Annotated in this window: 16 protein-coding genes; 7 read left to right on the top strand and 9 right to left on the bottom strand. The window is 40.9% G+C overall.

Annotation, left to right across the window (positions count from 1 at the left end; translation table 11 throughout):
* Nucleotides 1-32: 32 nt before the first annotated feature.
* Nucleotides 33-2,969, bottom strand: coding sequence for a DNA polymerase I (polA, locus tag NPUN_RS31495; RefSeq protein WP_012412423.1), 2,937 nt, complete (start codon nucleotides 2,967-2,969; stop codon nucleotides 33-35).
* Between the two features lie 546 nt (nucleotides 2,970-3,515).
* Here polA and NPUN_RS31490 point away from each other — a divergent pair.
* On the top strand, nucleotides 3,516-4,220 hold the full coding sequence (locus tag NPUN_RS31490; RefSeq protein WP_041565754.1) for a choice-of-anchor E domain-containing protein: 705 nt from the start codon (nucleotides 3,516-3,518) through the stop codon (nucleotides 4,218-4,220).
* A 274-nt stretch (nucleotides 4,221-4,494) separates the two neighbouring features.
* Nucleotides 4,495-5,364 carry a Cof-type HAD-IIB family hydrolase gene (locus NPUN_RS31485; protein ID WP_012412421.1) on the top strand — a complete coding sequence of 290 codons (870 nt, stop codon included), beginning with the start codon at nucleotides 4,495-4,497 and terminating at the stop codon, nucleotides 5,362-5,364.
* A gap of 180 nt (nucleotides 5,365-5,544) precedes the next feature.
* On the opposite strand, the gene NPUN_RS31480 is transcribed toward NPUN_RS31485, so the two are convergent.
* The gene (locus NPUN_RS31480; protein WP_041565753.1) at nucleotides 5,545-6,492 is read right to left on the bottom strand and encodes a DALR anticodon-binding domain-containing protein; all 948 of its coding nucleotides are present in this window, start codon (nucleotides 6,490-6,492) and stop codon (nucleotides 5,545-5,547) included.
* Between the two features lie 311 nt (nucleotides 6,493-6,803).
* On the opposite strand from NPUN_RS31480, the gene NPUN_RS31475 reads away from it, so the two are divergent.
* A complete protein-coding gene (locus NPUN_RS31475; RefSeq protein ID WP_012412419.1) occupies nucleotides 6,804-7,523 on the top strand; it encodes a Crp/Fnr family transcriptional regulator in 720 nt (239 codons plus the stop codon).
* A gap of 54 nt (nucleotides 7,524-7,577) precedes the next feature.
* Here NPUN_RS31475 and NPUN_RS31470 read toward each other — a convergent pair whose 3' ends face one another.
* The 5 genes from NPUN_RS31470 to NPUN_RS31450 all read right to left on the bottom strand — a co-directional run bounded on the left by NPUN_RS31470 (nucleotide 7,578) and on the right by NPUN_RS31450 (nucleotide 14,142).
* Nucleotides 7,578-8,624, bottom strand: coding sequence for a PstS family phosphate ABC transporter substrate-binding protein (locus NPUN_RS31470; RefSeq protein ID WP_012412418.1), 1,047 nt, complete (start codon nucleotides 8,622-8,624; stop codon nucleotides 7,578-7,580).
* 288 nt (nucleotides 8,625-8,912) lie between these two features.
* Entirely contained in the window at nucleotides 8,913-10,313 is a 1,401-nt protein-coding gene (locus NPUN_RS31465; protein ID WP_012412417.1) for an ABC transporter substrate-binding protein, read from the bottom strand.
* Nucleotides 10,314-10,370: 57 nt separating this feature from the next.
* Nucleotides 10,371-11,417: a PstS family phosphate ABC transporter substrate-binding protein gene (locus tag NPUN_RS31460; protein ID WP_012412416.1), complete on the bottom strand. Its 1,047-nt coding sequence runs from the start codon at nucleotides 11,415-11,417 to the stop codon at nucleotides 10,371-10,373.
* A 27-nt stretch (nucleotides 11,418-11,444) separates the two neighbouring features.
* Entirely contained in the window at nucleotides 11,445-12,845 is a 1,401-nt protein-coding gene (locus tag NPUN_RS31455) for a serine/threonine-protein kinase (RefSeq protein ID WP_012412415.1), read from the bottom strand.
* A gap of 283 nt (nucleotides 12,846-13,128) precedes the next feature.
* Nucleotides 13,129-14,142: a LysR family transcriptional regulator gene (locus NPUN_RS31450; protein WP_012412414.1), complete on the bottom strand. Its 1,014-nt coding sequence runs from the start codon at nucleotides 14,140-14,142 to the stop codon at nucleotides 13,129-13,131.
* A 212-nt stretch (nucleotides 14,143-14,354) separates the two neighbouring features.
* On the opposite strand from NPUN_RS31450, the gene NPUN_RS31445 reads away from it, so the two are divergent.
* The 3 genes from NPUN_RS31445 to NPUN_RS31435 all read left to right on the top strand — a co-directional run bounded on the left by NPUN_RS31445 (nucleotide 14,355) and on the right by NPUN_RS31435 (nucleotide 18,179).
* The gene (locus NPUN_RS31445) at nucleotides 14,355-15,077 is read left to right on the top strand and encodes an NnrU family protein (protein ID WP_012412413.1); all 723 of its coding nucleotides are present in this window, start codon (nucleotides 14,355-14,357) and stop codon (nucleotides 15,075-15,077) included.
* 414 nt (nucleotides 15,078-15,491) lie between these two features.
* Nucleotides 15,492-15,878: a thioredoxin family protein gene (locus NPUN_RS31440; protein WP_012412412.1), complete on the top strand. Its 387-nt coding sequence runs from the start codon at nucleotides 15,492-15,494 to the stop codon at nucleotides 15,876-15,878.
* 198 nt (nucleotides 15,879-16,076) lie between these two features.
* Complete coding sequence (locus NPUN_RS31435; protein ID WP_012412411.1) at nucleotides 16,077-18,179, top strand: NAD(P)H-quinone oxidoreductase subunit 5; 2,103 nt, start codon at nucleotides 16,077-16,079, stop codon at nucleotides 18,177-18,179.
* A gap of 262 nt (nucleotides 18,180-18,441) precedes the next feature.
* Here the strand turns inward: NPUN_RS31435 and NPUN_RS31430 are convergent, their stop codons facing one another.
* Nucleotides 18,442-20,439 carry a hypothetical protein gene (locus NPUN_RS31430; protein WP_012412410.1) on the bottom strand — a complete coding sequence of 666 codons (1,998 nt, stop codon included), beginning with the start codon at nucleotides 20,437-20,439 and terminating at the stop codon, nucleotides 18,442-18,444.
* Nucleotides 20,440-20,507: 68 nt separating this feature from the next.
* Entirely contained in the window at nucleotides 20,508-20,738 is a 231-nt protein-coding gene (locus NPUN_RS31425) for a hypothetical protein (RefSeq protein ID WP_012412409.1), read from the bottom strand.
* Nucleotides 20,739-21,275: 537 nt separating this feature from the next.
* On the opposite strand from NPUN_RS31425, the gene ndhD1 reads away from it, so the two are divergent.
* On the top strand, nucleotides 21,276-22,853 hold the full coding sequence (gene ndhD1, locus NPUN_RS31420) for a photosynthetic/respiratory NAD(P)H-quinone oxidoreductase subunit D1 (RefSeq protein WP_012412408.1): 1,578 nt from the start codon (nucleotides 21,276-21,278) through the stop codon (nucleotides 22,851-22,853).
* Nucleotides 22,854-23,063 lie beyond the last annotated feature (210 nt).

Here is a 23,063-nt window from a genome sequence, read left to right as displayed (position 1 = left end):
AAATTGTCTAAATCCGTAGTCCCAAATTCAACTTACTTTGTATCCATCCAATTTTCTCCAACACGCGCCTCTACCAGTAAAGGCACGCTCAACTGAACTGCGTTTTCCATCACCGACTTAATTTGCGGTTGTAATTCTTCCCACTCATCAGGGGGAATTTCAAACACTAATTCATCGTGTACTTGCAACAATAAACGCGCCTGATAGTTCTTCAAAACCTCATGCAACCTTACCATCGCAATTTTGATAATATCAGCGTTAGAACCTTGAATTGGTGCATTAGCCGCTGAACGTAATAAACCCGCATCATAAGGGCCCAAATTCTTCAATTTACTCAGATCAATATCTTCTGGATTGCTGCCTTTTAATCTACGTAAACTGTTATTAGTAAAATCAAAGTAACGACGACGACCGAGAATAGTTTCTACATAACCAAGAGCGATCGCTTCTTTTTTTACTTGCTCCAAATATGCAAAAACTTTAGGATATCGTTCATTAAACCGCTTAATGAACTCATTGGCAATGTTTTTATCTATCCCAGTTGAGCGCGAAAATCTTAGAGAACCCATTCCATAAATCACGCCAAAATTGATAGTTTTTGCTATTCCTCGTTCTTCTGAGGTTATCTTTTCTTTTTCAAAGACTAACCGCCCGGTAACAGTGTGAACATCTTCATTTTGCTGATATGCTTGCACTAATATCGGCTCTTGACTCAAATGAGCCAAAATCCGCAATTCAATTTGTGAGTAATCAGCAGCCACCATTAACCAACCAGCTTCAGGTAAAAAGGCCTTCCGAATTTGGCGACTAAAAGCTGTACGAATCGGGATATTTTGTAAATTCGGATTAGAAGAAGATAACCTACCAGTTGATGTTGCTGCTTGATTAAAATCAGTATGCACCCTCTGGGTATCTGGACGCACCAATGCAGGTAAAGCATCAACATAAGTAGACTTTAATTTAGATAGAGTGCGATACTCAATGATCGCCTCAACAAAACCACTTTTATCATCTTCTTGGAGTTTTTCTAGTGTGGCTGCGTCTGTAGAGAAGCCAGTTTGAATTTTACGAGAATGTTTGGTACTTAAGCCCAACTTTTCAAACAATATTTGGCTCAACTGCTTAGGAGAACCCAAGTTAAAATTTTCCCCAGCTATTTTAGTTGCTTCCTCTTTTAACCTGGCTAACTCTGTTTCTAAATGCTGCGAAAGTTCTTTTAAATAAGCTGAATTAATGCGGACACCCGTGTATTCCATTTGGGCTAAAACCGCTTCTAGTGGCTGTTCCACTTCCACTAACAGCTTAGACAAAGTTGGAATTTTATCCAGTTCTTCACGCAATTTCGGCACTAAGCCAAAAGTAGAATAGGCATCCATACCGCAGTAATCTGCAACGGAGGGAATATCTATATCAGCGATGGTTTTGCCTTTAGGAACTAAATCTAAGTAACTTTTTGCTATCAATCCTAAATATCGCTGCCCTAAATCCATCAAATTATGACTTGAATCTGGATTTAGAATGTAACTTGCCAGCATGGGATCAAACACTACTCCTGCCAAATTAATCCCTTGACACTTTAAAACTAGGCGATCAAATTTAGCATTCTGTAAAGCTTTAGGATAATCAGCGCTTTCAAGAATTGGGCGTAATCCTTCTAGCACCAAATCTTTATGCAAATTTTCTCCAGTTTTATGCCCCAGAGGAATATACGCTACCTCATCTGGTTGCATTCCCCAACAGCAACCAATTCCTACTAAATCAGCATCTCTTGGTTCTAAAGCGGTAGTTTCAGTATCCCAAGCAACGGGAATATCTGGGGTGGTGAATGTTTGTAAAAGTTTCACTAACTCAGTTAGTTTGGCTTCGGTGTTGATGATGCGTGGTGTAATAGGAGAAGTAGATTGTTGTGGAACTGCTGCTGTATCGCTAGCACTGAAAAACCACAAATCATTATCTTCATCATCTCTCAATTCTGATTTAGGATTAATTACGTCTGTTTTGGCTTCTTGCTTTTCTTCAACTTTGCCACCAAAACGTTGTTGAAGGTCGTTGATTTTCCCTAAAAAAGACTTGAATTCTAACTTTTCTAAAATGGGGGATAAGACGCTTGTATCAAATCCTTTTAATTTGCAATCTTCTAAATTAATTTCTATAGGAACATCCAAAACAATAGTTGCCAAATAACGAGACTTATCGGCATCTTCTCTACCACTTGCCAGTTTTTTCTGAGTTGCGCCTTTAATTTCATCTAATGCAGCATAAATATTGTCAAGGGAACCATAGGTATTTAGCAGCTGTACTGCTGTCTTTTCTCCAATTCCTTTAACTCCAGGAATATTATCTGATTTATCTCCACAAAGAGCTTTGAAATCGATAATTTGTGAAGGTAAAACGCCCATCTTCTCTTTTACTTGTTCTGCTTCAAATTCCGTAATGCTATTTGTAGAGCGTTTTATGGCATCTGGACTAAAATTCAGAACAGTGATTTCTTTGTCAGAGTCGATCAGTTGAAATAAATCGCGATCGCCAGTTAGAATCTTCACCCTATACCCAGCAGCAGTTACTCGCTGTGCTAAGGTTCCCAAAACATCATCCGCCTCGTAACCAGGAGCAGTGAAAATTGGTATATTGAAGCCATTTAGCAACTCATGCAGGTTTGCTAAGTCGGGAATGAAGTCTTCTGGCGTTTCTTTGCGATCGGCTTTATAAGTCTCGTCAGCTTCATGGCGAAAAGTAGCCTCACCCAAATCAAAAGCGATCGCCATTGCTTGAGGCTGTTGTGTTGCCATTACCTCTAGCAGGCACTTCACAAAACCAAAACATATACTCGTAGGAATCCCTGCTTTAGTACGCAGTCCTCCATCTCGCCCTTTGGCGAAAGCAAAGTATGAACGATAAGCCAGAGAGTGTCCATCTACAAGGATGAACGTGGGGCGTGTTGAAGTTACAGAAGTGAAAGTTTCAGACATAGCCCTATTTTAGCCAGAAGCTTTGTCACATAGTTAGCAATTTTCGATGCTCGTTCACCTTGGCTTTGACGACAATAGCGAACTTTTTAAGTCTCAAACAATCTTTAGTATAAGTTTATGCAAAACTATATACGTATTTATAGTTTTAGTACCAAGGTTCAGTAGAACCAACTTTTGGCAGGAATACCGCTCTAAAATAAGTACATAAGTATCAACATAGTAACCACATAATAACCAAATCCTCGACTTCTAACCAAAAGTTGGGGATCTGTCTTTTGAGTGTTTTGTATTTAATTAGGTTGACCTAGCTTACTTCTCAGTGACCAACAAAAACTAGCTTAGTATTTCGACATGATACGACCCAAAGCCTCTTTACCTTAACAAAACTTTATATATACCAATCAAAAAGTATATTAGCCGAAGTAACTCGAACATAAAAACTTTACATAAAGTTACGTGGATTTATCAATACTACAAGTAAAGTTTCAGAGTTAGAAATAACTTAGTAATCCTGTAATGATTCGTTTTAGAAAAGTATCCTCCATTATGACAACAAAACTATTGAACACTTTAGCTGCTGCTACAACTTTGGCAGGTATTGTTGTAACATCTGGAGCAGCTAATGCAGCTTCTCTCTCGTACAGTACTTCCACTAATTACGAGTTTACAGATATCATTGACTCACCTTTGAGCGTCCAAAAATTTAACTCATCTCTAGGCACACTCCAAGGCATAACAATAGAATTTACTGGCGACATACTTGGAAATGCAGGTTTTGAAAATAGAAGTCCAAACGCAAGACAAGCCACAGTAAATCTTGGCAGTCAATTAAGCTTAAAACTAAATAATCAGTCTTTGTTGGAACTGAATCCACAATATACTTCTAGTTACCAAGTTGCCAAATATGATGGCATCAGTGATTATGGTGGCACATCTGGAAAGACTCTTTCTAACTTAACTGCTACACAATCTGGTATCCAGTCTTTCACTGATACGCAATTATTGCAGTCTTTTATTGGCAATGGCAACGTAGACTTTTTGTTCTCAGCTATAGCCGACTCAGAAGTTAAAGGATCGGGCAACATTAGCTCCTATATTGATACTTATGCCAAAGCAGGTATCAAATTAACCTATAACTATGATATTAAATCAGTACCCGAACCCTCTGCCACACTTGGAATTGGTTTAATTGCTGGGCTTTGTCTGTTGTCACAACGCAAAAAAAGCTGGCTCAAAGGGTCAAATTCATAGACTTTCTTAAATAAGTGGTTTTTTCCATCTTATCTATCCGTCAGGCTCTCTAATTTAAATGAAAAACCCCAATTTTTTTGAGAATAGGGGTTTTTTGTTGCGATTATTAACCATTAAATCCGGGGGCTTGGGAATTTTCGATTGAGTCCACGAATAAATCCGCTTGCTCTGTATCATCAAGGAATCATTAGTCAATCTAAAATCTAAAATCTAAAATCTAAAATTCTCACTAGAGCCTGTTAACCTCTTACTGGAACTTAAAATCTAGGAAATTATGCAGAAAGCATCCGCCACTCATTTGGCATCTACCGATTATCAGGCTGCTGCAAAAGACATTAAACTACTAGTTTTGGATATAGATGGCACGATCGCAGGACATTCTAACACCATCAGTGCAGGTGTAAAGCAAGCTATTGTGGCAGCCCAAGCACAAGGGATTCCAGTGGCGATCGCTACAGGTAGAATGTATCGTTCAGCCTTGCGCTTTCATCAAGACATCGGCTCTACCTTACCATTAATGGCTTATCAGGGAGCCTGGATTCAAGACCCGAACACTCAACAAATTCATCGCCATTGGGCTATTTCCAGAGAAATGGCCCATCAGCTACTCGACTATTTTGAACAGCCTGAGTTGCGATCGCTTCTATCTGTCCACTTTTACATCAACGATCAGCTATACGTCCGTGAGTTAACCAGAGAAACCCAAATTTATGCAGAACGTTCTGCTATTATCCCGATTCCCGTTGGTGATTTGCGCCAAACCTTAACAAATGAACCAACAAAAATTCTCGCTTTATCTGATGACACAGATTTAATCGATCGGTTATTGGGGAATTTGCGCCGCCAATACACACCTGCTGAACTTTATCTCACAACATCCGTTGCTACTTTCTTTGAAGCAACTAACGCCTCTGTGAATAAGGGAACTGCTGTGCGTTACCTAGCCGAAGAGTTACTGGGATTAGAGATAGCCAACGTTATGGCGATTGGTGATAACTTCAATGATGTAGAAATGCTAGAGTCTGTTGGACTTGGTGTAGCTATGGGCAACGCACCTGAAGGAGTTCAAGCGATCGCGCAGTGGGTAGCTCCTAGTGTAGAGGAAGACGGAGCAGCAGTAGCAATTGAAAAGTTTTTGCTGTAATGAGGACACTTTTTCAAGCCTAAACCCTATAAATCAGAAAGGACACCGACGACTGGCCGTGTTTCGTCTCGGTGCCCTAGCTGGTTCGCTCCTCACACACCTGCTAATGTAGCCGAGGTGATGCATTGAGTCAATAGCTATTATAAAAGTTTTTATTTGTGCCTAAGCGACATTACCGATTTATAACTCCAAGGGCGCAAAAACACCCAACTTTTCCTCTAGTACATATCTTAATACTGACTGAGTAGCCATAAGTAATCCGAGTCTGGCTTGGGCTAACTCTGGTAATATAGCTTTCACCTCGCCCCAAATCCGGCAATTAGACCAGAAGTGTTCAAAAGCTTGACTCAAATTCAGCGCTAATTTTTCCCATTTCACAGAACCCTTAATATCAGGGGACTCTATGTTGTCTACTACTTGTATTAACTCGGCAATTAAACGACGCTCACCTGGATGATTTAGCCGTAATGTTGCGTCACAGTTGAGCCAAGGTAGAGGGTTAGGAGAAATAACATCCCAAAAACCTTGACTAGTATTTGTAACAGGTTGTTTAAGTTTAATCAATCCCTCTCGGTGAGCCAGCAATACCAGCGAACAGCAACGTGCATGGGCGTGCTGAACAGCAAATAGTGAATTGGGGATTGGGGATTGGGCATTGGGCACAAAAGACAGAGGGTCAAGGGGCAGGGGGCAAGGGGGAGAATTAAAAATTACCTCTTTCCCCCCTGCTCCCTGCTTCCTGCTCCCCATCTCCCCCTCTTCCCCCAAACTCCCGACTGCAAGACTTTGTAACCAAGTCGCTAAGGTCAAGTGAGTCAATTCAAAATGTATCCAGCCAGGAGGAACAATTTGGATTCTAAAAACGTCACCACAAGTCCTTGATAAATCAGATGCGATCGCACTAGCAAGCTCCATAGGTTTTCGATTCTGAGATTTTGACAGTTGCAGAGACACACTTGAGGTATATAAAACTCTATTTACATCTCTATCTTTATGTAGAGGAATTTTTTTATCTTTTATGCATTTATTTTCTGTGTTATAAGTATCAATGCTTAGTGATTTTATTAAATAACTGTACAATAACCGCTTGATTGACTTATAGTTGCTAACTGGTAATTTATAATGCACGTAATATTATTTAAACAGTCATGTAAGATATATTTGTTACTTTTCTGTCATCTATCTTGCGGTATAAATTTAATTTAGATGAAGAAAAATGAGAAGAGGATAAAATTTGATGAATAATCGATGAATAGTAAGTAAACTTTACTACCATCATTGTACAGTAGGAAGTATAACAAAAGAGTAGAGAGTAATTTGCTTTCTATTCTTTGGATTGGCTGGCGCTGTTAGGCGTTAAGCCTGCCTCGTCAACACAAAGACACTCCTTGCACCTTTTGATCACGTCTTTGTCTTCAGCCGAACGCTCTTTGTTACCTATGCAATCTCCATCCTCCTTTTCTGAGGCATCACGGCCTTTTTTAACTTGGCAACGAATTCTTGACTGGGCTCAAGAACACTATCGATGCCGTACCTTTAGCAAAGATGAGCGCATTCCAGCCCGGCCTGGATTGCTATATTTGGTGCAAAGGGGTGCGATCCGCATGGTAGGAACTGCCCAAGTTAGTGCAACAGCTAGTCAGCTAACGTCTCGACGAATTAACAGAACCCCAGAAGAAGCGTTCTTGGGTTTTGTGGGAGCGGGACAGCCATTTGAAATTGTTGCTCAGTCGCCATTTACACTCCAGGCTTACGCCCATGTTGACCAAACTGCGGTGCTGTGGATGTACTGGCATGACCTAGACAACTGGCCTCACTTCCGTCGTGAAGTTATGGATGCCTTTAGGTATCAGCACCAGCGTAAGCTGCTGTGGCTGAGTGCCTTGGGACAACGCCGTACAATTGATCGACTCTTAGGATTTCTCACATTGTTAATTGAGGAATATGGAGAGCCAGCAATGAGCGACACCGATCCTGATGTGATTCGCGGCTATTGTCTGCCTTTCCCCCTCACCCATGCCCAAATTGGTAGCGCGATTGGTTCGACCCGTGTCACCGTCACCCGCTTGATGGGTAAGCTGCGTCAACGCGGCTTAATCCTCACCCAAGGGGATAATTTAATTTGTTTACCAGCAGAATCGATTAATAGAGCTGGTTAAAGCAGAGTTCAGAGCGGCGATTTCCGCCACTCTGCCTGAGTGTAATCGCAGGTGTCAGCGAATTTTGACAAATCCAGCTTGGGTAATCAATTCCTGTCCCTGCTCAGTCAGCAGTAAGTTGGCGTAAGCGACACCTGCTTGCTGCTCAGTCTGACCATTCTGTTTGACCACCACAAACAGATTTCGGGTAATCGGGTATTTTCCTGATTGGAAAGCCTCAATATTCAATTTGTTCCGTTTACCAGGACATTCAGACGGGAGGACAAATGTTTCTTGGTAAGGAGCAATATATTGCCCTTGTGCTCGCCCCAACGGTAAGGGTTTGATTGAACATTGAGGAATCACTTCTGGGGCAGAAGCGTAGTAAATACCACCAGAACTACCAGCCAATTTTTGCAAGGCTTGGGTGGTTGTGGAGACAAATTCCACATTGGGGCTAAAAGCTTGACCACCCAAGATGTCTTGGACAAAAAGCTCTACAGTACCGCCATCAGCAATGCGGCGAGAATAGGGCTTAATCGGGATATTGGGGCCACCCACCTGGCTCCAATTATTGATTTTGCCTGTGTAAATTGACTTTAATTGGTCTACAGTCAGTCCTGAGATTTTGAGGTTGGGGTTAACTGCGACTGCTAAACCATCAATAGCTACAGGAATTTGTTTCAAACTGAATCCACGCTGCTGGGCGCGGCTTAATTCCTGATCGAGAAGTGGTCGGGAAGACTGGGCAAAGGCTAGCTGACCGTCTATCAGTGACTGGATGCCAGTACCAGTTCCAGGAGATGCATTACTGGGTTCTACATAACGCAGCCGAAACTCTGGTCGCGCCGCTTGAATTGGTGAATCAACTACCAAGCGAATCGGTGCCCAAGATGTACTACCTCCATAATTGAATAACCCTGTAGGAACATCTTGTATTGAGGCGAAAGTCTTGCCACTAGGTTGTTCTAATACAGCCTGGGGTGTTTTAGTGCCATCAGAATTAATTGAATTTAGGTTAACACCAGACCTTCTACTAAACCACCAAAAACCGCCAGCTATTAACCCGGCTGTGATTAGGATGGATAAAACAAGAATAGTTGTTTCATTTTTTTGAGACATAGTAAATTACCCGCACGTCCATTCAATATAAGTGCTTAACTTAATAGGTGCTTGCTACTTGAGATTGTATTTGGCGAACGGGTATTTTGTTAGTGAATTATGACAAATCCTAACTTCTGAATTACTTAGGGTTCTAGATATAGTAAATTTGCTTTGAATTATTTGTTACTTCTCTGTAAGTCATAAATTGTTAGTTGGCGTTAATATTGTTCCCTATAAAGCTCAATTTCTCATCTTGAGAGCTTTTTTAGGTTAACTATTGGTTAATTTTTAATTTTTTATTGCTGATTAACGCACTGGCTCAAAGTCATAACCAGTGCGAGAGCGAGAACCAGGAACAATTTTTACAAGTTGGACTGGCGCATTGCGATCGCCTGATGCTAAAAACCGAATTGTACCAGAAGCGCCGGTGGCAGAAAAGTCAGAGGAAAAGAGTGCTTGTTGAACTCCAGAACGTGTGGGATTGCGTTTTAATGCGGCAATCAAAGCCACTGTAGCATCATAGCTGAGAGCGCTTCGCCAACTCACATCACCGCCCCATAGCTGCCGCGATTTCTGGGGAAAATCTGACTTAGGATCGCCGTCAATATGCCAGGGAACTGCCACCACCATCCCCACAGCTTGTTCTCTACCAATCTCTAAAGTTTTGGCGGTATAAACATCATCTCCCGCTAACAGAGTTAACTTTTTTTGGTTAATCTGAATTACTTGCAGCGCTTTATCGAGAGTTTCAGTGTTAGCAGCTAACATCAACACTTCTGCACCTTGCTTAGTTGCTTGTTCTACACTTTTAGCTGTACTAAAATCCGCCTTGGATAAGTCAAATTCGCTGGATACCTGTCCACCTTCTAAAGAAACAGATGAAACAAACTCAGACTTTAAAGACTGGCTATAGTTGCTTTGCGAATTAAAGAAAATCACTGCATTTTTTTTCTGCAAGGTTCTCACCATATAGTTGGCTAGACTTCTAGCAGCCATAAAATCACTGGGAACCGTGCGAAAAACGTAGCGGCTAAAGTTAGAAATTTTTACAGATGTACTGGTAGGGGAAATTGCTACAAGTTGTCCTGAAGTATAAATAGTACCGGCGGCTAAGGTGGAATCGCTAGTATTAGGCCCAACTATACCTAATACTTCTGAATTACTGACTAGGTTGGAAGCGATTTGCTTGGCTATTTCTGGATTGTCATCATCGTTAGCTATCCCTACCCTTAACGGTACTCCTTTGACTCCTCCAGAGGTATTAATTTCATTTTGTGCTTGGGCAATGCCACGCAAAATTTCTAAAGCAGCATTGGGATCAGTCCCTACTGGTACAGAAGCTACAATGGTGTAACTCTTGGAAGATCCGATGCGGGCGTTATTAAGAAAGATCAGCGCTTCTGGATCGTTACGGTTGAGTTTGAGGGAGTCTGTGAAATTAGCGATCGCTTTATCATAACTTTTAGCAGCGATCGCCTGGACTCCTTCTTTTTTTGCAGCAGAAACCGCACCTGGAGTCAAAGTTTTGTCTCCAAAACTAATCCGATCTTGTAGGGATGGATTTTTGCCTGCTTCTGAACCTGGAATGAGGGTATTACCTATTTTGGCTCCAGAGCCATTAGTAAACCACCACACACCACCGCCAACTATTCCAACTGTCAGCAACAGAGCCAAGGTTAAAACTGCGGTTTCATTCTTTTGTGACATGAACAGATTTTAATAAAATAAAAATGTTTATTATTTGGCTAAATCTAACTGCTTTGATCATTTAATTTTGACAAATCCAGCCTTTTCAATCAGGTCTTGACTCTGAGGTGTCAGAAGCCAATTTGCATAAGCTTCGCCAGCTTGCTGATCTGTTTGACCATTCTGTTTAATAATTACAAATAAATTGCGAGTAATTGCATAATCTCCACTACGAAATGCCTGACTATTCAATTGATTGCGTTTACTGGGACATTGAGATGGAGATACAAACGGTTGTTGGTAAGGAGGCACTAATTGACTGCTTGTGCGTCCCAGTGGTATGGTTTTAATAATACACTGAGGTACAACTTCTGGGGCAGAAGCATAATAAATTCCCCCAGGATTTGCAGCTACTTTTCGTACTGCTTCAGTGGTCGTGCCAACATAATTAATATTGGCACCAAACTTTTCTTTATTTAGAACATTTTCGACAAAGAATTCTACTGTACCCCCAGCTTCTTCGCTACGAGAGTAAGCTTTAATTGGTAAATTTGACCCACCCACCTGTTGCCAATTAGTAATTTTGCCTGTGTAGATGTCTTTGAGTTGAGCCACAGTTAAACCAGGGATGTTGAGATCGTGATTGACAGCGATCGCAATTCCATCAATCGCTACTGGAATTTCTTTCAAACTAAATCCTTTTTGTTGAGCTTCGGCATTTTCTTCAGCCTTTACTGAACGAGAAGATTGAGAAAAAGCTAGTTGATTGTCTATCAACATCCGAATCCCAGTTCCAGATCCTGCATTACCTGATGGAGGTTGAGTGTAACGTAAAATAAACCGAGGGCACTGGCTTTCTAGTACGGAGTCTACATCTTTACGAATGGGTGCCCAAGTTGTGCTACCACCATAGTTGAATGTCCCTTCTAAGAGGTTGGGCACGTTACATTTACTACTAATAAACTGGTTTATCGGATTATCTGTATTGTTAGTCCCCGAAGATTTAGCAGCAGTTCCATTTAGTTGTGCCCACCGTTCCATAAAAAACCATAAGCCACTAAAGATTAAGCCAATGGTGATAACAACAGCTAAGAAAAGACTAAGTGTTTCGTTTTTCTGAGACATTATGTGACTATTAGCATCAGAAGCTTTTTAAAGGATGAGAGATAATAATTTATAAATAAGCCGAAATATGGCTGTCAGTGAAATGGCTACCAATGCTGCTGCAACTGATAAAATGACCACTGCCTGAATGCCAAGACCCCCTTGTAAAAAGGGAATGAAAAAAATAATCGCAAAAGTAATTGTTGGAATAATTAATAAATCGAACTTTTCAATCCATCGTCTAGTTTGGGCAAATACCAGTATCCCCAAAATTACACATGCAACGCTTAAAGTAACTATTGGTGATTGTACTAAACTGAAGAGGGCGATCGCTATCAATGCCCCTTCAAATCCACTAAATGCCGCCCCACCCAACAATTCTACTGTAGAAAACGCTGGTTGAGTTGGTGGAGGTTGGGAGACGACGGGATTAGAACTTTTAGGTGATTGTGGTGGAAGTGTTACAGAAGGTGAATTAAGCTGTGTAGCGGCTAGAGGCTGCGAGTAAAGTGCATCTAGAACTTCCTGTGCCGATTGAAACCGCTGATTAGCAGCAGGTAACAGCATCTTATCTAAAATGTCAGCAAGGCGAGAATTGACATTTACTTGCTCACGCCATTTCCACTGGTTGCTATAGGCATCAAATAATTGAATTGCTTCCTGATTAGTCAACAAGGTAATAAGAGTTACAGCTAAAGCGTATAAGTCTGTAGATGGGAATACTTGCCCCCCAGCCATCTGTTCCGGCGGTGCAAATCCCATAGAATAAATTCCTGTGGAAGAAGCAGCAGAACCAAGTGCAACATTTGTTACTTGCTTAACTGCGCCAAAATCTAGTAAAAAAAGCTTACCATCACGACGGCGCATGATGTTAGAGGGTTTAATATCTCTGTGGATAATGCCTCGTTCGTGGACAAACTTTAGCACCTTCAGGATTTCTTGCAACACCTCTAAGACTTGGTGTTCAGAAAATTTGCCTTGTTGAACTAATTCTTCTTCTAAATTTTGCCCATCAATATATTCTTGTACTAAGTAAAAAAATTGGTCTTCCTGTCCTGATTGCGAACTATTAACTATCACTGGGAAGAAGGCAAACAAGTCAGGAATTTGTTCGTGATCGTTACCAAGTTGTGCTAGAACGTCTGCCTCTCTCTCGAACATTATCTGTGCTTGTTGCAGTTGAGTTGAGGTTAAATTACCCACTGGTTGAAACTGCTTAACCACGCATTGACGCATTCCTGGGATTCGGCGATCGCGTGCCAAAAATGCTGCTCCAAATCCACCCCTTCCCAGCAACTTCGTTGGCACATACCGACCATCTAGCAGTAGTGGCATACCACAGGTAGTACAGTATTTTTGCTGCGTTGTTTTTAGGGTTGTAATATCATCTAAATCAGCAAAATAGTTTTGTGGGCGTGGGCAACGTGGACGAGTACAGTAAACTTCCATTTTCGTGATTAGTCATTATTCACTTGTACTGAGCGTAATCGTTCGCGTAGCGTCTCGTAGAGAAGTATTGATCATTTACAAAAAACAAAAAACTAATAACCTTACCAATTTTAGATTTTAGATTTTGGATTTAAGGAAAAATTTCCCATCCAAAATCTAAAAAATTGGCTTTATACCCTTGAATTAAATCGTAGAGATGAATCAACTAATTTCATGATCTCAAGCCCCACTTTTCCTATGGAATCAATCCAAAATCTTAAATTTAAAATTGAGTAACTAGATTTTAGTCTTCGCCAGAGGAGGCGGGTATTGCTATATCCAATGTACTTACCACGATGTTTTTTTGTGCCAATTTTAACACATCTTGACTCCATCCAGGGTTAGCAAACTGGGGCAAAATTTCTTGACTAAAGGCTTCTGCGGCCTTGGATCTATAGCGATTAGGATTAAAAATCAACCATAGCGTCCGTTTGACGACTACCCCTTCAATAGGGGTACGGTGCAGAACACCCATTTGTAACTCTTTAGCGATCGCACTTGTTGAAACAAAAGCAGCCCCTAAACCAGATTGCACAGCATTCTTAATTGCTTCAATGGAATTTAGTTCCATTTCAACCTTAAAACGTCTGGTATCAATTTCACAACGTCCTAGCACTTGATCGATGACTTTGCGGATGGTCGATTGGGAATCTAAGGCAATGAATTGTAATTTATATAGGTCTTCTTTTTGGATTGTTTCAAGTTTGGCAAAGGGGTGAAAGACAGGTAAAATCAGCGCTAGTTCATCTTCTGCGTAAGAAAGAACTTCCAAAGATTCTGATAGTTCACCAGGAATTTCACCGCCGATTATTGCCAGATCAACTTGTCCGTTAGCTACACTCCAAGCAGTCCGCCGAGTAGAGTGGACGTGTAATTGCACTGCCACATCTGGATATTTTTGTCGGAACATTCCGATCATTCTAGGCAAAAGATAAGTGCCAGTGGTTTGAGAAGCACCGACAATTAACGTACCGCCTTGGAGATTTTGTAAATCCTCAATGGCGCGGCAGGTTTCTTGACACAGACTGAGGATTTTCTCACCGTAATTTAGGAGTAGATGTCCTGCTTCAGTTAATTGGGCACGTCTTCCTCCACGGTCGAATAAAGGGACATCTAGCTGCCGTTCGAGATTTTGGACTTGTAAGCTGACGGCAGGCTGGGAGACATAAAGACTATCGGCGGCACGCTTGAAGCTTCCTTCTTGTGCGATCGCTTTTAAAATCCGTAACTGATCTAAAGTGAAAGGAAGGTCAGACATAAGGCTCAACCCACAAACATTGAAAGGAGCGGATGCACACAACAAATAAACTTTGGCAGCAATCAGCCGCGTATGATTTGTTGCATATTAAACTTGAAGACTTGACTCGAAAAGGACAGTAGCACAACATCTTGACTAAAGTCTCCTTTGGAATACTTTGTGGTATTGGTTGTACTGAATTCAATTTTCTTTAAATTACTTCACCCGTCTATATGCTGCTGATTTCTTGGTTGACACCCAGTCATTTTGTCATACTGGGGTTACAAATAGTTTTTGCGATCGCTCACAGTGGAGGCGCTGCTTTGCGTCCAAGGGCCGAAAAATATATTGGCCCAAGGCTTTATCGCATTTTTTTTGCATTAGTCAGCCTCCCGTTGGCTGTGATATTAATTATTTACTTTTTTGGGCACCGCTATGATGGTTTGCAACTTTGGCAGGTACAAGGAGTGCCAGGAGTACGAGAATTTGTTTGGCTGCTGTCAGCAATCTCGTTTTTGTTTTTATATCCTGCTACCTTCAATCTACTAGAAATTGCTGCCATTCAAAAGCCCCAAGTTCATCTCTACGAAACAGGAATTATTCGAATTACCCGTCATCCCCAGATGGTGGGACAAATAATCTGGTGTGTTGCCCATACTCTCTGGCTGGGTACTACCTTTACCCTGGTAACTTCCATTGGATTGGTGTTGCATCACTTGTTTGGGGTTTGGCACGGGGATCGCCGTTTGAGCGATCGCTATGGGGAAGCCTTTGAAATTGCCAAACAACGAACTTCAATTATTCCCTTTAAAGCAATTATTGACGGCCGTCAATCTATCTTATGGCAGGAATTTCTCCGCCCTTCCTATTTGGGAGTTGCCATTTTTATCGCTTTGCTTTGGTGGTCGCACCCTCTGTTGATGGAAGCAACTGGTAGAATAAAATGGGAAATTTAAGCGATCCCCAGTGTCAGCAGAAAATCCTAAATAGATTGAAATTTCCGCTTATCAATTGCCCCGAATCAATGTAGGATAAATTCAAACATCTATCAGTGGGGGTGCGTTTAGTCAGCTTAAGATTTTATATTGGTAGTTGAAGGCCCGTTGTCTTTCCTTGGGAGTCAGTGGCAGATTCAGTCAAATCCCAGGCGGCCAAAGCAATCAGGAGTCTAACATCCGAAAAAGCCACAGTGAGAGTCGCAGTGGCTTTTTACATCAGAGACACATCAACACGCTGAATTTTTGCCCAATTATTCTGTGTCCTGAGATTTGGTTTCTGAAAGCATCTATCGGCAGTTACTGACTTACCAATCCTTCACTTCATTACTGATAGGTAGTTTGATATAAAAACCTTATAATCCAAGAGGCGTCATGGTGTTGTCGGTTAGTGAACGGACATTTACTCAAGAAGTTTTAGAATCACCTATTCCTGTTTTAGTTAACTTTGAAGCACCTTGGTGTGGCTTGTGTCGGATTATCCACCCACTGTTGTTGCAATTTCAAGCCCAATGTGGGGACGAAATTAAATTAGTTGGAGTTAACGCCGATCAAAATTTTAAATTGTCTACTACTTATAGGCTAAAGTCACTGCCAACTTTACTACTGATTCAAAATGGCACTGTTCGCCATCGCTTGGAAGGCTTTCGCGGCAGAGAAGATTTACGTCTAGCTTTAGAAGACATTAAAGCCAGCTACAGCAATTACGCGAAAATCTACAATACTCCAAAAACAGTGGACTTAGAGTGTCGGTCAGCTTAATCAATATTGATATTGGGCATGGAGCATAGGTCATTGGGTATGGGACTAATGACTAATGACTAATGACCAAATATAAAACCATGCTTAACACCCCACCCAATCAGTCTTGGGTGGGTTATTTTATCCTAAAGGGTGTGTGTCACAATTATTAACAGTTTCGACACGCTAAATCAAGAATTCTAAAAGTAGGCGTCAGTGATGGAAGTAATCTATCAGTATGCCTGGCTGATTCCGGTGTTCCCTCTTCTCGGGGCAATGCTGGTCGGTCTAGGGTTAATCTCGTTGAATCAGGTGACAAACCGCCTGCGCCAGCTTAATGCTGTGGTGATTATCTCCATGATGGCAGCAGCTATGGGGATGTCGTTTGCCTTGCTCTGGAGTCAAATTCAAGGACATGCATCTTATCTTCGCACCTTTGAGTGGGCGGCAGCAGGTAATTTTCACCTGAGCATGGGCTACACTATTGACCACCTGACAGCCCTAATGCTGGTGATTGTCACAACGGTAGCCTGCTTAGTCATGGTTTACACCGACGGCTACATGGCTCACGATCCCGGTTACGTAAGATTTTACGCCTATCTCAGTTTATTTGGCTCTTCAATGTTAGGTCTGGTGGTCAGCCCCAACCTAGTACAGATTTACATATTCTGGGAACTGGTCGGGATGTGTTCCTACTTGCTGGTCGGTTTTTGGTACGATCGCAAGTCAGCAGCAGATGCCGCTCAAAAAGCGTTTGTGACCAACCGCGTGGGCGACTTTGGTCTATTACTCGGCATTTTGGGGCTGTTCTGGGCAACAGGAAGCTTTGATTTTAATATCATGGGCGATCGCCTCGCCCAACTTGTCGAATCAGGTTCGATCAGCAATTTTCTCGCTGTCCTGTTTGCGATTTTAGTTTTCTTAGGTCCAGTAGCAAAATCAGCCCAATTCCCCCTCCACGTCTGGCTACCAGATGCGATGGAAGGCCCCACCCCCATTTCTGCCTTGATTCACGCGGCAACAATGGTGGCGGCGGGTGTTTTCCTGATTGCCCGGATGTACCCAGTATTTGAAGACGTTCCAGCCGCAATGAATGTCATTGCCTTTACTGGGGCGTTTACGGCGTTTTTGGGGGCTAGCATTGCCATTACCCAAAACGACATCAAAAAGGGCTTGGCTTACTCCACCATTTCCCAACTCGGTTACATGGTGATGGCAATGGGAATAGGTTCCTACAGTGCTGGACTATTCCACCTAATGACCCACGCCTATTTTAAGGCGATGCTGTTCTTGGGTTCAGGTTCCGTAATTCACGGTATGGAAGGTGTCGTTGGACACGACCCCGCCTTAGCGCAAGATATGCGCTTGATGGGTGGACTACGGAAATACATGCCCGTCACAGCAACTACCTTCTTAATTGGTTGCTTGGCAATTTCTGGTATTCCACCTTTTGCTGGTTTCTGGTCAAAAGATGAAATTTTAGGGAAAGCTTTTGAGGCTAACCCACTTCTCTGGATGATTGGCTGGCTAACTGCCGGTATTACTGCTTTCTACATGTTCAGAATGTATTTCATGACATTTGAAGGCAAATTCCGGGGTACTGACGAGAAAATCAAGGAAAAACTCAAGAAAGCTGCGGCGACAATTGTCCTGGAATTAGAGTCAGAAGAACCAGTCCCAAATTTTGGGCCTGGGGCGATGAAGAAAGGAGAATTGGCGGCAACTAGTCAGCATCATGATTCCCATGACTCCCACGGGCATCACAGCGACTCCCCCCACGAATCGCCGTGGACAATGACGCTGCCGTTGGCACTGTTGGCTGTGCCTTCGATTTTGATTGGTTTGGTGGGAACTCCCTACGCCAATTATTTTGAAGAGTTTATCTTTCCTCCTAGCGAAACTCTCTCCGAAGTTATAGAAAAGGCTGCCGAGTTCAATCCGACGGAATTCTACATCATGGCGGGTGCTTCAGTCGGAATTTCTTTAATTGCGATTACCCTGGCTTCGCTGATGTATTTGCGCCGTAAAATTGATCCGGCTGCGATCGCTGCTAAAATCCAACCACTTTACGAGTTATCCCTCAACAAGTGGTACTTTGATGAAATTTACCATCGGGTTTTTGTCCTCGGCTTGCGTCGCGTAGCTAGACAAGTTATGGAAGTTGACTTCCGCGTTGTTGATGGCGCTGTTAACCTCACAGGCTTTTTCACCCTTGTTAGCGGTGAAGGTCTGAAGTACCTAGAAAACGGTCGCGCTCAATTCTATGCCTTGATTGTGTTTGGGGCGGTTTTGGGCTTAGTGATTGTTTTTGGTGTTACCTGATTTTAATCGGGGTGGACAAATGTCCGCCCCTACATTATTTTTTATCTCATGCAGAGGCACAGAGAGGAGTTGAAAGTTTGCTCTGAAAATATGACAATATTTTTTAATACAAGCTATATAAATTTATTTGCTCTAAAATTGCTATATAAGGTATGAAAATATTTATTATATCTACCATATAGACACCTAATCAATCTATCAGTGATGGTCAATATATTATTCAAAAAGTATAATTTGCCGGAAAAGTAGGTATTAAAATTATTTACGATAAAGCCCAATTCCTAAAGTTGTCCATTTGATTTTCTTTTACCGCCTCTAAAGCAATATTTGCATCAATTACCATTTCTCTAAAATAAAACTCCAAAGGCATAATTTCATCATCGTTAGAAGTCTGATATATTTTATATGCAATGGCATCTAACAAAGAGTGACAATACTCTCGGCTACGTTTTGCATAATAATCTAATAGTTTACTAGTAGTACTACTAGAATGAACTAGCATATTGCGAATACGATAGATGTTATAAACATCATCTTTGAGGTCAATAATTTTATCAACCAAGTATTTTTCACAATAATCATTATTATAAAAAATTTCATTGACTTTATTTAAATCTGGCAACACTATGTTTTTAGAATCTAATTGTTTCTTTATTTCAGGAGTTTTTTCTATAAATTTTTCTAAAAAATCTATTTTATCTTTATTAGCAGATAAATAGTCTTGCAAATCCTGGTCTATAGACTTAGATATATCCATTTCAGGAAATGTTAGAGGTGTCGTAAAAATACGTCCAACTTGTCTTACTTCATGATATAAATTAAATTTTAATTCACTCAAAGTAAGAAGTAACTGTACTGTTCTAATACCTTCACCATCAAGCCATAAATCTATATTTTCTTTAAGAATCTTCTTTTTATTCTTAAGAGCATCTGATAGTTCAGGAAGTTTTTTAGAAATTATTTTAGAATCTTCAGAAAACTTTTCTACAGCAAACCAGGAATTTAATATTTCTTCAGTGCTTTGTGAAGCTTCAGTTGCTCGTCTATACCAGTCGGTAGAAGCAAGCCATTTTGCTACAGTTGGATGACATATATCTTCAGAAGATATCCACTGACCAAGCCTTTGGTGATTATTTTGCGAGTCAATAGAGTTATGTCTAATAGTGTCTGGCTTATTCCTGCCTTTAAAGCTAAAAGCTCGAATTTCTCCTTGAGAATTACAAATAACCCAATCACTTGATAAAATAATAGCCTGGTCTTTCCTCTTTCGTGTTGAGAGAACAGCTATTGTTCTTTCAGCCATTTGTTGGGCTTTAATTTTCATGAATTTACTATCTACACCTCGGATATCCACTGCAACACAGTAATCTGACTTATCTTCAACAGTTATGCTTATAATCTCATTTTTTTTAATGTATTTTCCATCTATTTTAGGACGATATAGTTCAACTTTGCCTATATTAATTTTGTTTTTGAATTCCACACCTGTTATCTTGAAAATAACTTTATAAGTTTGAGGCTCTAGACAATAAATTTCTCTTAAAAAGTTAAGTCTCTGTTTAATACTTGAAGAATCATAATATGTTCTAAGTTCTTCCTTATGTTCATCAACTGATTTTGCATCTCTTGATGGTGAGCCAAATAGGGTAGGGTATAAATGGACTTGCTCAGGATCTGTTCCTATATCTTCAAATTTTTGAAATTGATGATTTAGTATTGATTCTAACTCCAACATTCCCTTAGAATTAAATAATATAATTATTATATCTACAATAAATTCTATCTGATTAGAATTTAAGTCTTTTTCAAGTAGTTTTTGGTATAAAATATTAATAACTTGCCTCAAGCTATTTTCTGACGTTATTTTTTCTTCTATACGTTGAATTAATATTAAAATATCCTCTAATTCAAATTTACTTTTATTGTCGGATAAAGCTTCAGTAATGAAATATAGTTCTCGATCTACTTCTCTTGTCCAGATTTGTCTAATTCTGTCTAGATCATCAAGTTGTTCTTTTTTAAAACTACAGTAAGTAGAAAATTGAATTTTAAAGAACTTTTTTCCGTAAGCATTTTGAGAAAATCTATTTTTATTATTCTGTATCTCTTCACGCAAATCGTGTAAAATTAATAATAAATGGCGACTATAGGATCCTTTTTGGTTGTTTTCAATAGCACCGCATCTTTCCAACCATATTTGTTGTAAACTCTCAATATTTTTGATCGCATATTCAGGCGCATTTGATAAAGTAAAATCCATTTTTTCAGTTAATATCAAAAAATTAATAATATAATCTTAATTCCAAAAATAAGGAAGGGTTGCAGACTTCATAAATTTTCATAGTTCATTGGTTTTGCAAGTCCTTTTGCAATTTCTCTTTTAGCGGATTGGGCAGATGCAATGAGTTGTTGTTGAGTTTTCTTAAATGATTTACTCCATTTCAATTCATCTTGCAAATCTTCCAGGTACTCTCGGAGATGTTCTGCAACTCTTTCTTGCACATCTTCAGATAAAGATTCCATCATCTTAATTACAGTAGCGATCGCTGGAGATGACATAATTCGAGTTTCCTTTATCAACTTTCCCTGTCTATTTTACTAAAAAAAACTCAATCAAATTGTTTACTCTAGTCCCAAAGCTTTCAAGCCGGGAAAATGGCTTTCAATTTGTGCGATTATCATTATGGTTATTCCTCGTGCTATGCTTTTTTTGCACAAAATCGCTTTTTTCAACAACCACCAAACAGCATCGTGTATTTTTAGCGATGGGTTGGACTACGCGTAGACGCATTAGCGAAGCGGTAGCGACGTTCGCGCAGCGTCTTGCAGAGAAGGAGCGTCAGCGGCTTGTCGTAGACATCGCACCCCTAAACTATAATTTTACCAACCTTTTTAGGGTAAATTTTTGACTTGACTGGGAGTATCACAACGCACATCCCGCATCCGCAAATATCAAAAAAGACTCTCAAGAGAAAAAATAGGGGATTGCTAATTTAATTAAATCAACCTAACGAGGAAGACGAAATCCTCAAAAAGCTGTTACTTAATAACTAGTGACTTTTTGCCAAACATGATTTTGATAGCAGACGAATTGTGATGAATACAGCTAATTTTCCGTGGCTGACGACGATTATTCTGTTGCCGATAGCCGCTTCACTACTGATTCCCATCATCCCGGATAAAGAAGGCAAAACAGTGCGCTGGTACTCCCTCATCGTAGGGCTGATCGATTTTGCACTAATTGTTTATGCTTTTTATACTAGGTATGATTTCTCCAATCCAGATTTGCAGTTGGTGGAGAGTTACCCCTGGGTACCCCAACTAGATTTGAATTGGTCAGTAGGGGCAGATGGCTTATCTATGCCCCTAATTATTTTGACTGGATTCATTACCACGCTGGCGATATTAGCAGCTTGGCCTGTCACCTTCAAGCCGAAGCTATTTTACTTCTTGATTTTGGCTATGTATGGCGGTCAGATTGCCGTGTTCGCTGTCCAGGATATGCTGTTATTTTTCCTGGTGTGGGAACTGGAACTAGTACCGATCTACTTTCTGCTGTCGATTTGGGGAGGCAAAAGACGGCAGTATGCAGCGACTAAATTTATTTTATACACCGCAGGCGGTTCGCTGTTTATTTTGCTGTCTGCCCTGACAATGGGATTTTACGGCGATACGGTGACGTTTGACATGCGATCGCTCGGTTTAAAAGACTTTGCCCTCAATTTCCAACTTGCCGTCTATGCTGGCTTCCTGATTGCCTACGCCGTCAAGTTGCCGATTATTCCGTTGCACACCTGGCTACCTGATGCCCACGGTGAAGCGACAGCCCCTGTACACATGTTATTAGCAGGTATTCTCTTGAAAATGGGCGGTTACGCCTTAATTCGGATGAATGCCCAAATGCTCCCTGATGCTCACGCTCTTTTTGCACCAGTGTTGGTGGTTTTGGGGGTAGTTAATATCATCTACGCTGCTTTGACATCCTTTGCCCAGCGCAACCTGAAGCGGAAAATTGCCTACTCCTCAATTTCCCACATGGGCTTTGTGATGATTGGTATTGCCTCCTTCACCGATTTGGGATTGAGTGGGGCAGTGTTACAAATGGTTTCCCACGGATTAATTGGGGCGAGTTTGTTCTTCCTGGTTGGCGCAACTTACGATCGCACACACACCCTGATGTTGGATGAAATGGGCGGTGTTGCGAAGAGAATGCCGAAGATTTTCGCCATGTTCACCACTTGTTCAATGGCTTCTTTGGCACTGCCAGGGATGAGCGGTTTCGTAGCAGAATTGATGGTATTTGTGGGCTTTGCTACTAGCGATGCTTATAGCTCTACCTTCAAAGTTATCGTGGTGTTCTTGATGGCAGTGGGAGTAATTTTAACTCCGATTTATCTGCTGTCGATGTTACGAGAAATTTTCTACGGTAAAGAGAACGAGGAATTAGTTTCTCACCAAGCTTTGATAGATGCCGAACCCCGTGAAGTATTTATCATTGCCTGTTTGTTAATTCCAATTATTGGTATTGGTTTTTATCCAAAATTGCTGACTCAGATGTACGACGCTACAACTGTACAATTGACAGCAAGATTGCGTGATTCCGTGCCGACATTAGCACAGCAAAAAGACGATGCACTAAAGGTTTCTTTGAGTGCGCCTCCAATCGCTAATTAGTTGCGATCGCTGGTTTAGTTGTAATACTGTTTGCTTTGAAGGCAGGTATAAAACCTGCCTTTTTTGTTACTCACTCGTAAATTTTGATTCAGTAAAGTAAAAAATAAAGCATCGAACTAAGTTAAAAAAACCGTATGGGGGAAGTGAGTAGATGTATTTTTTCTAATTTCCATAAAAATAGATTTTAAGCCAATACGCTTGGGTTAAGCG

This window comes from Nostoc punctiforme PCC 73102 (assembly GCF_000020025.1).
GTDB lineage: Bacteria > Cyanobacteriota > Cyanobacteriia > Cyanobacteriales > Nostocaceae > Nostoc > Nostoc punctiforme.
The sequence above is the reverse complement of the archived record's forward strand: the minus strand, read 5'-3'. Positions and strand labels throughout refer to the sequence as shown.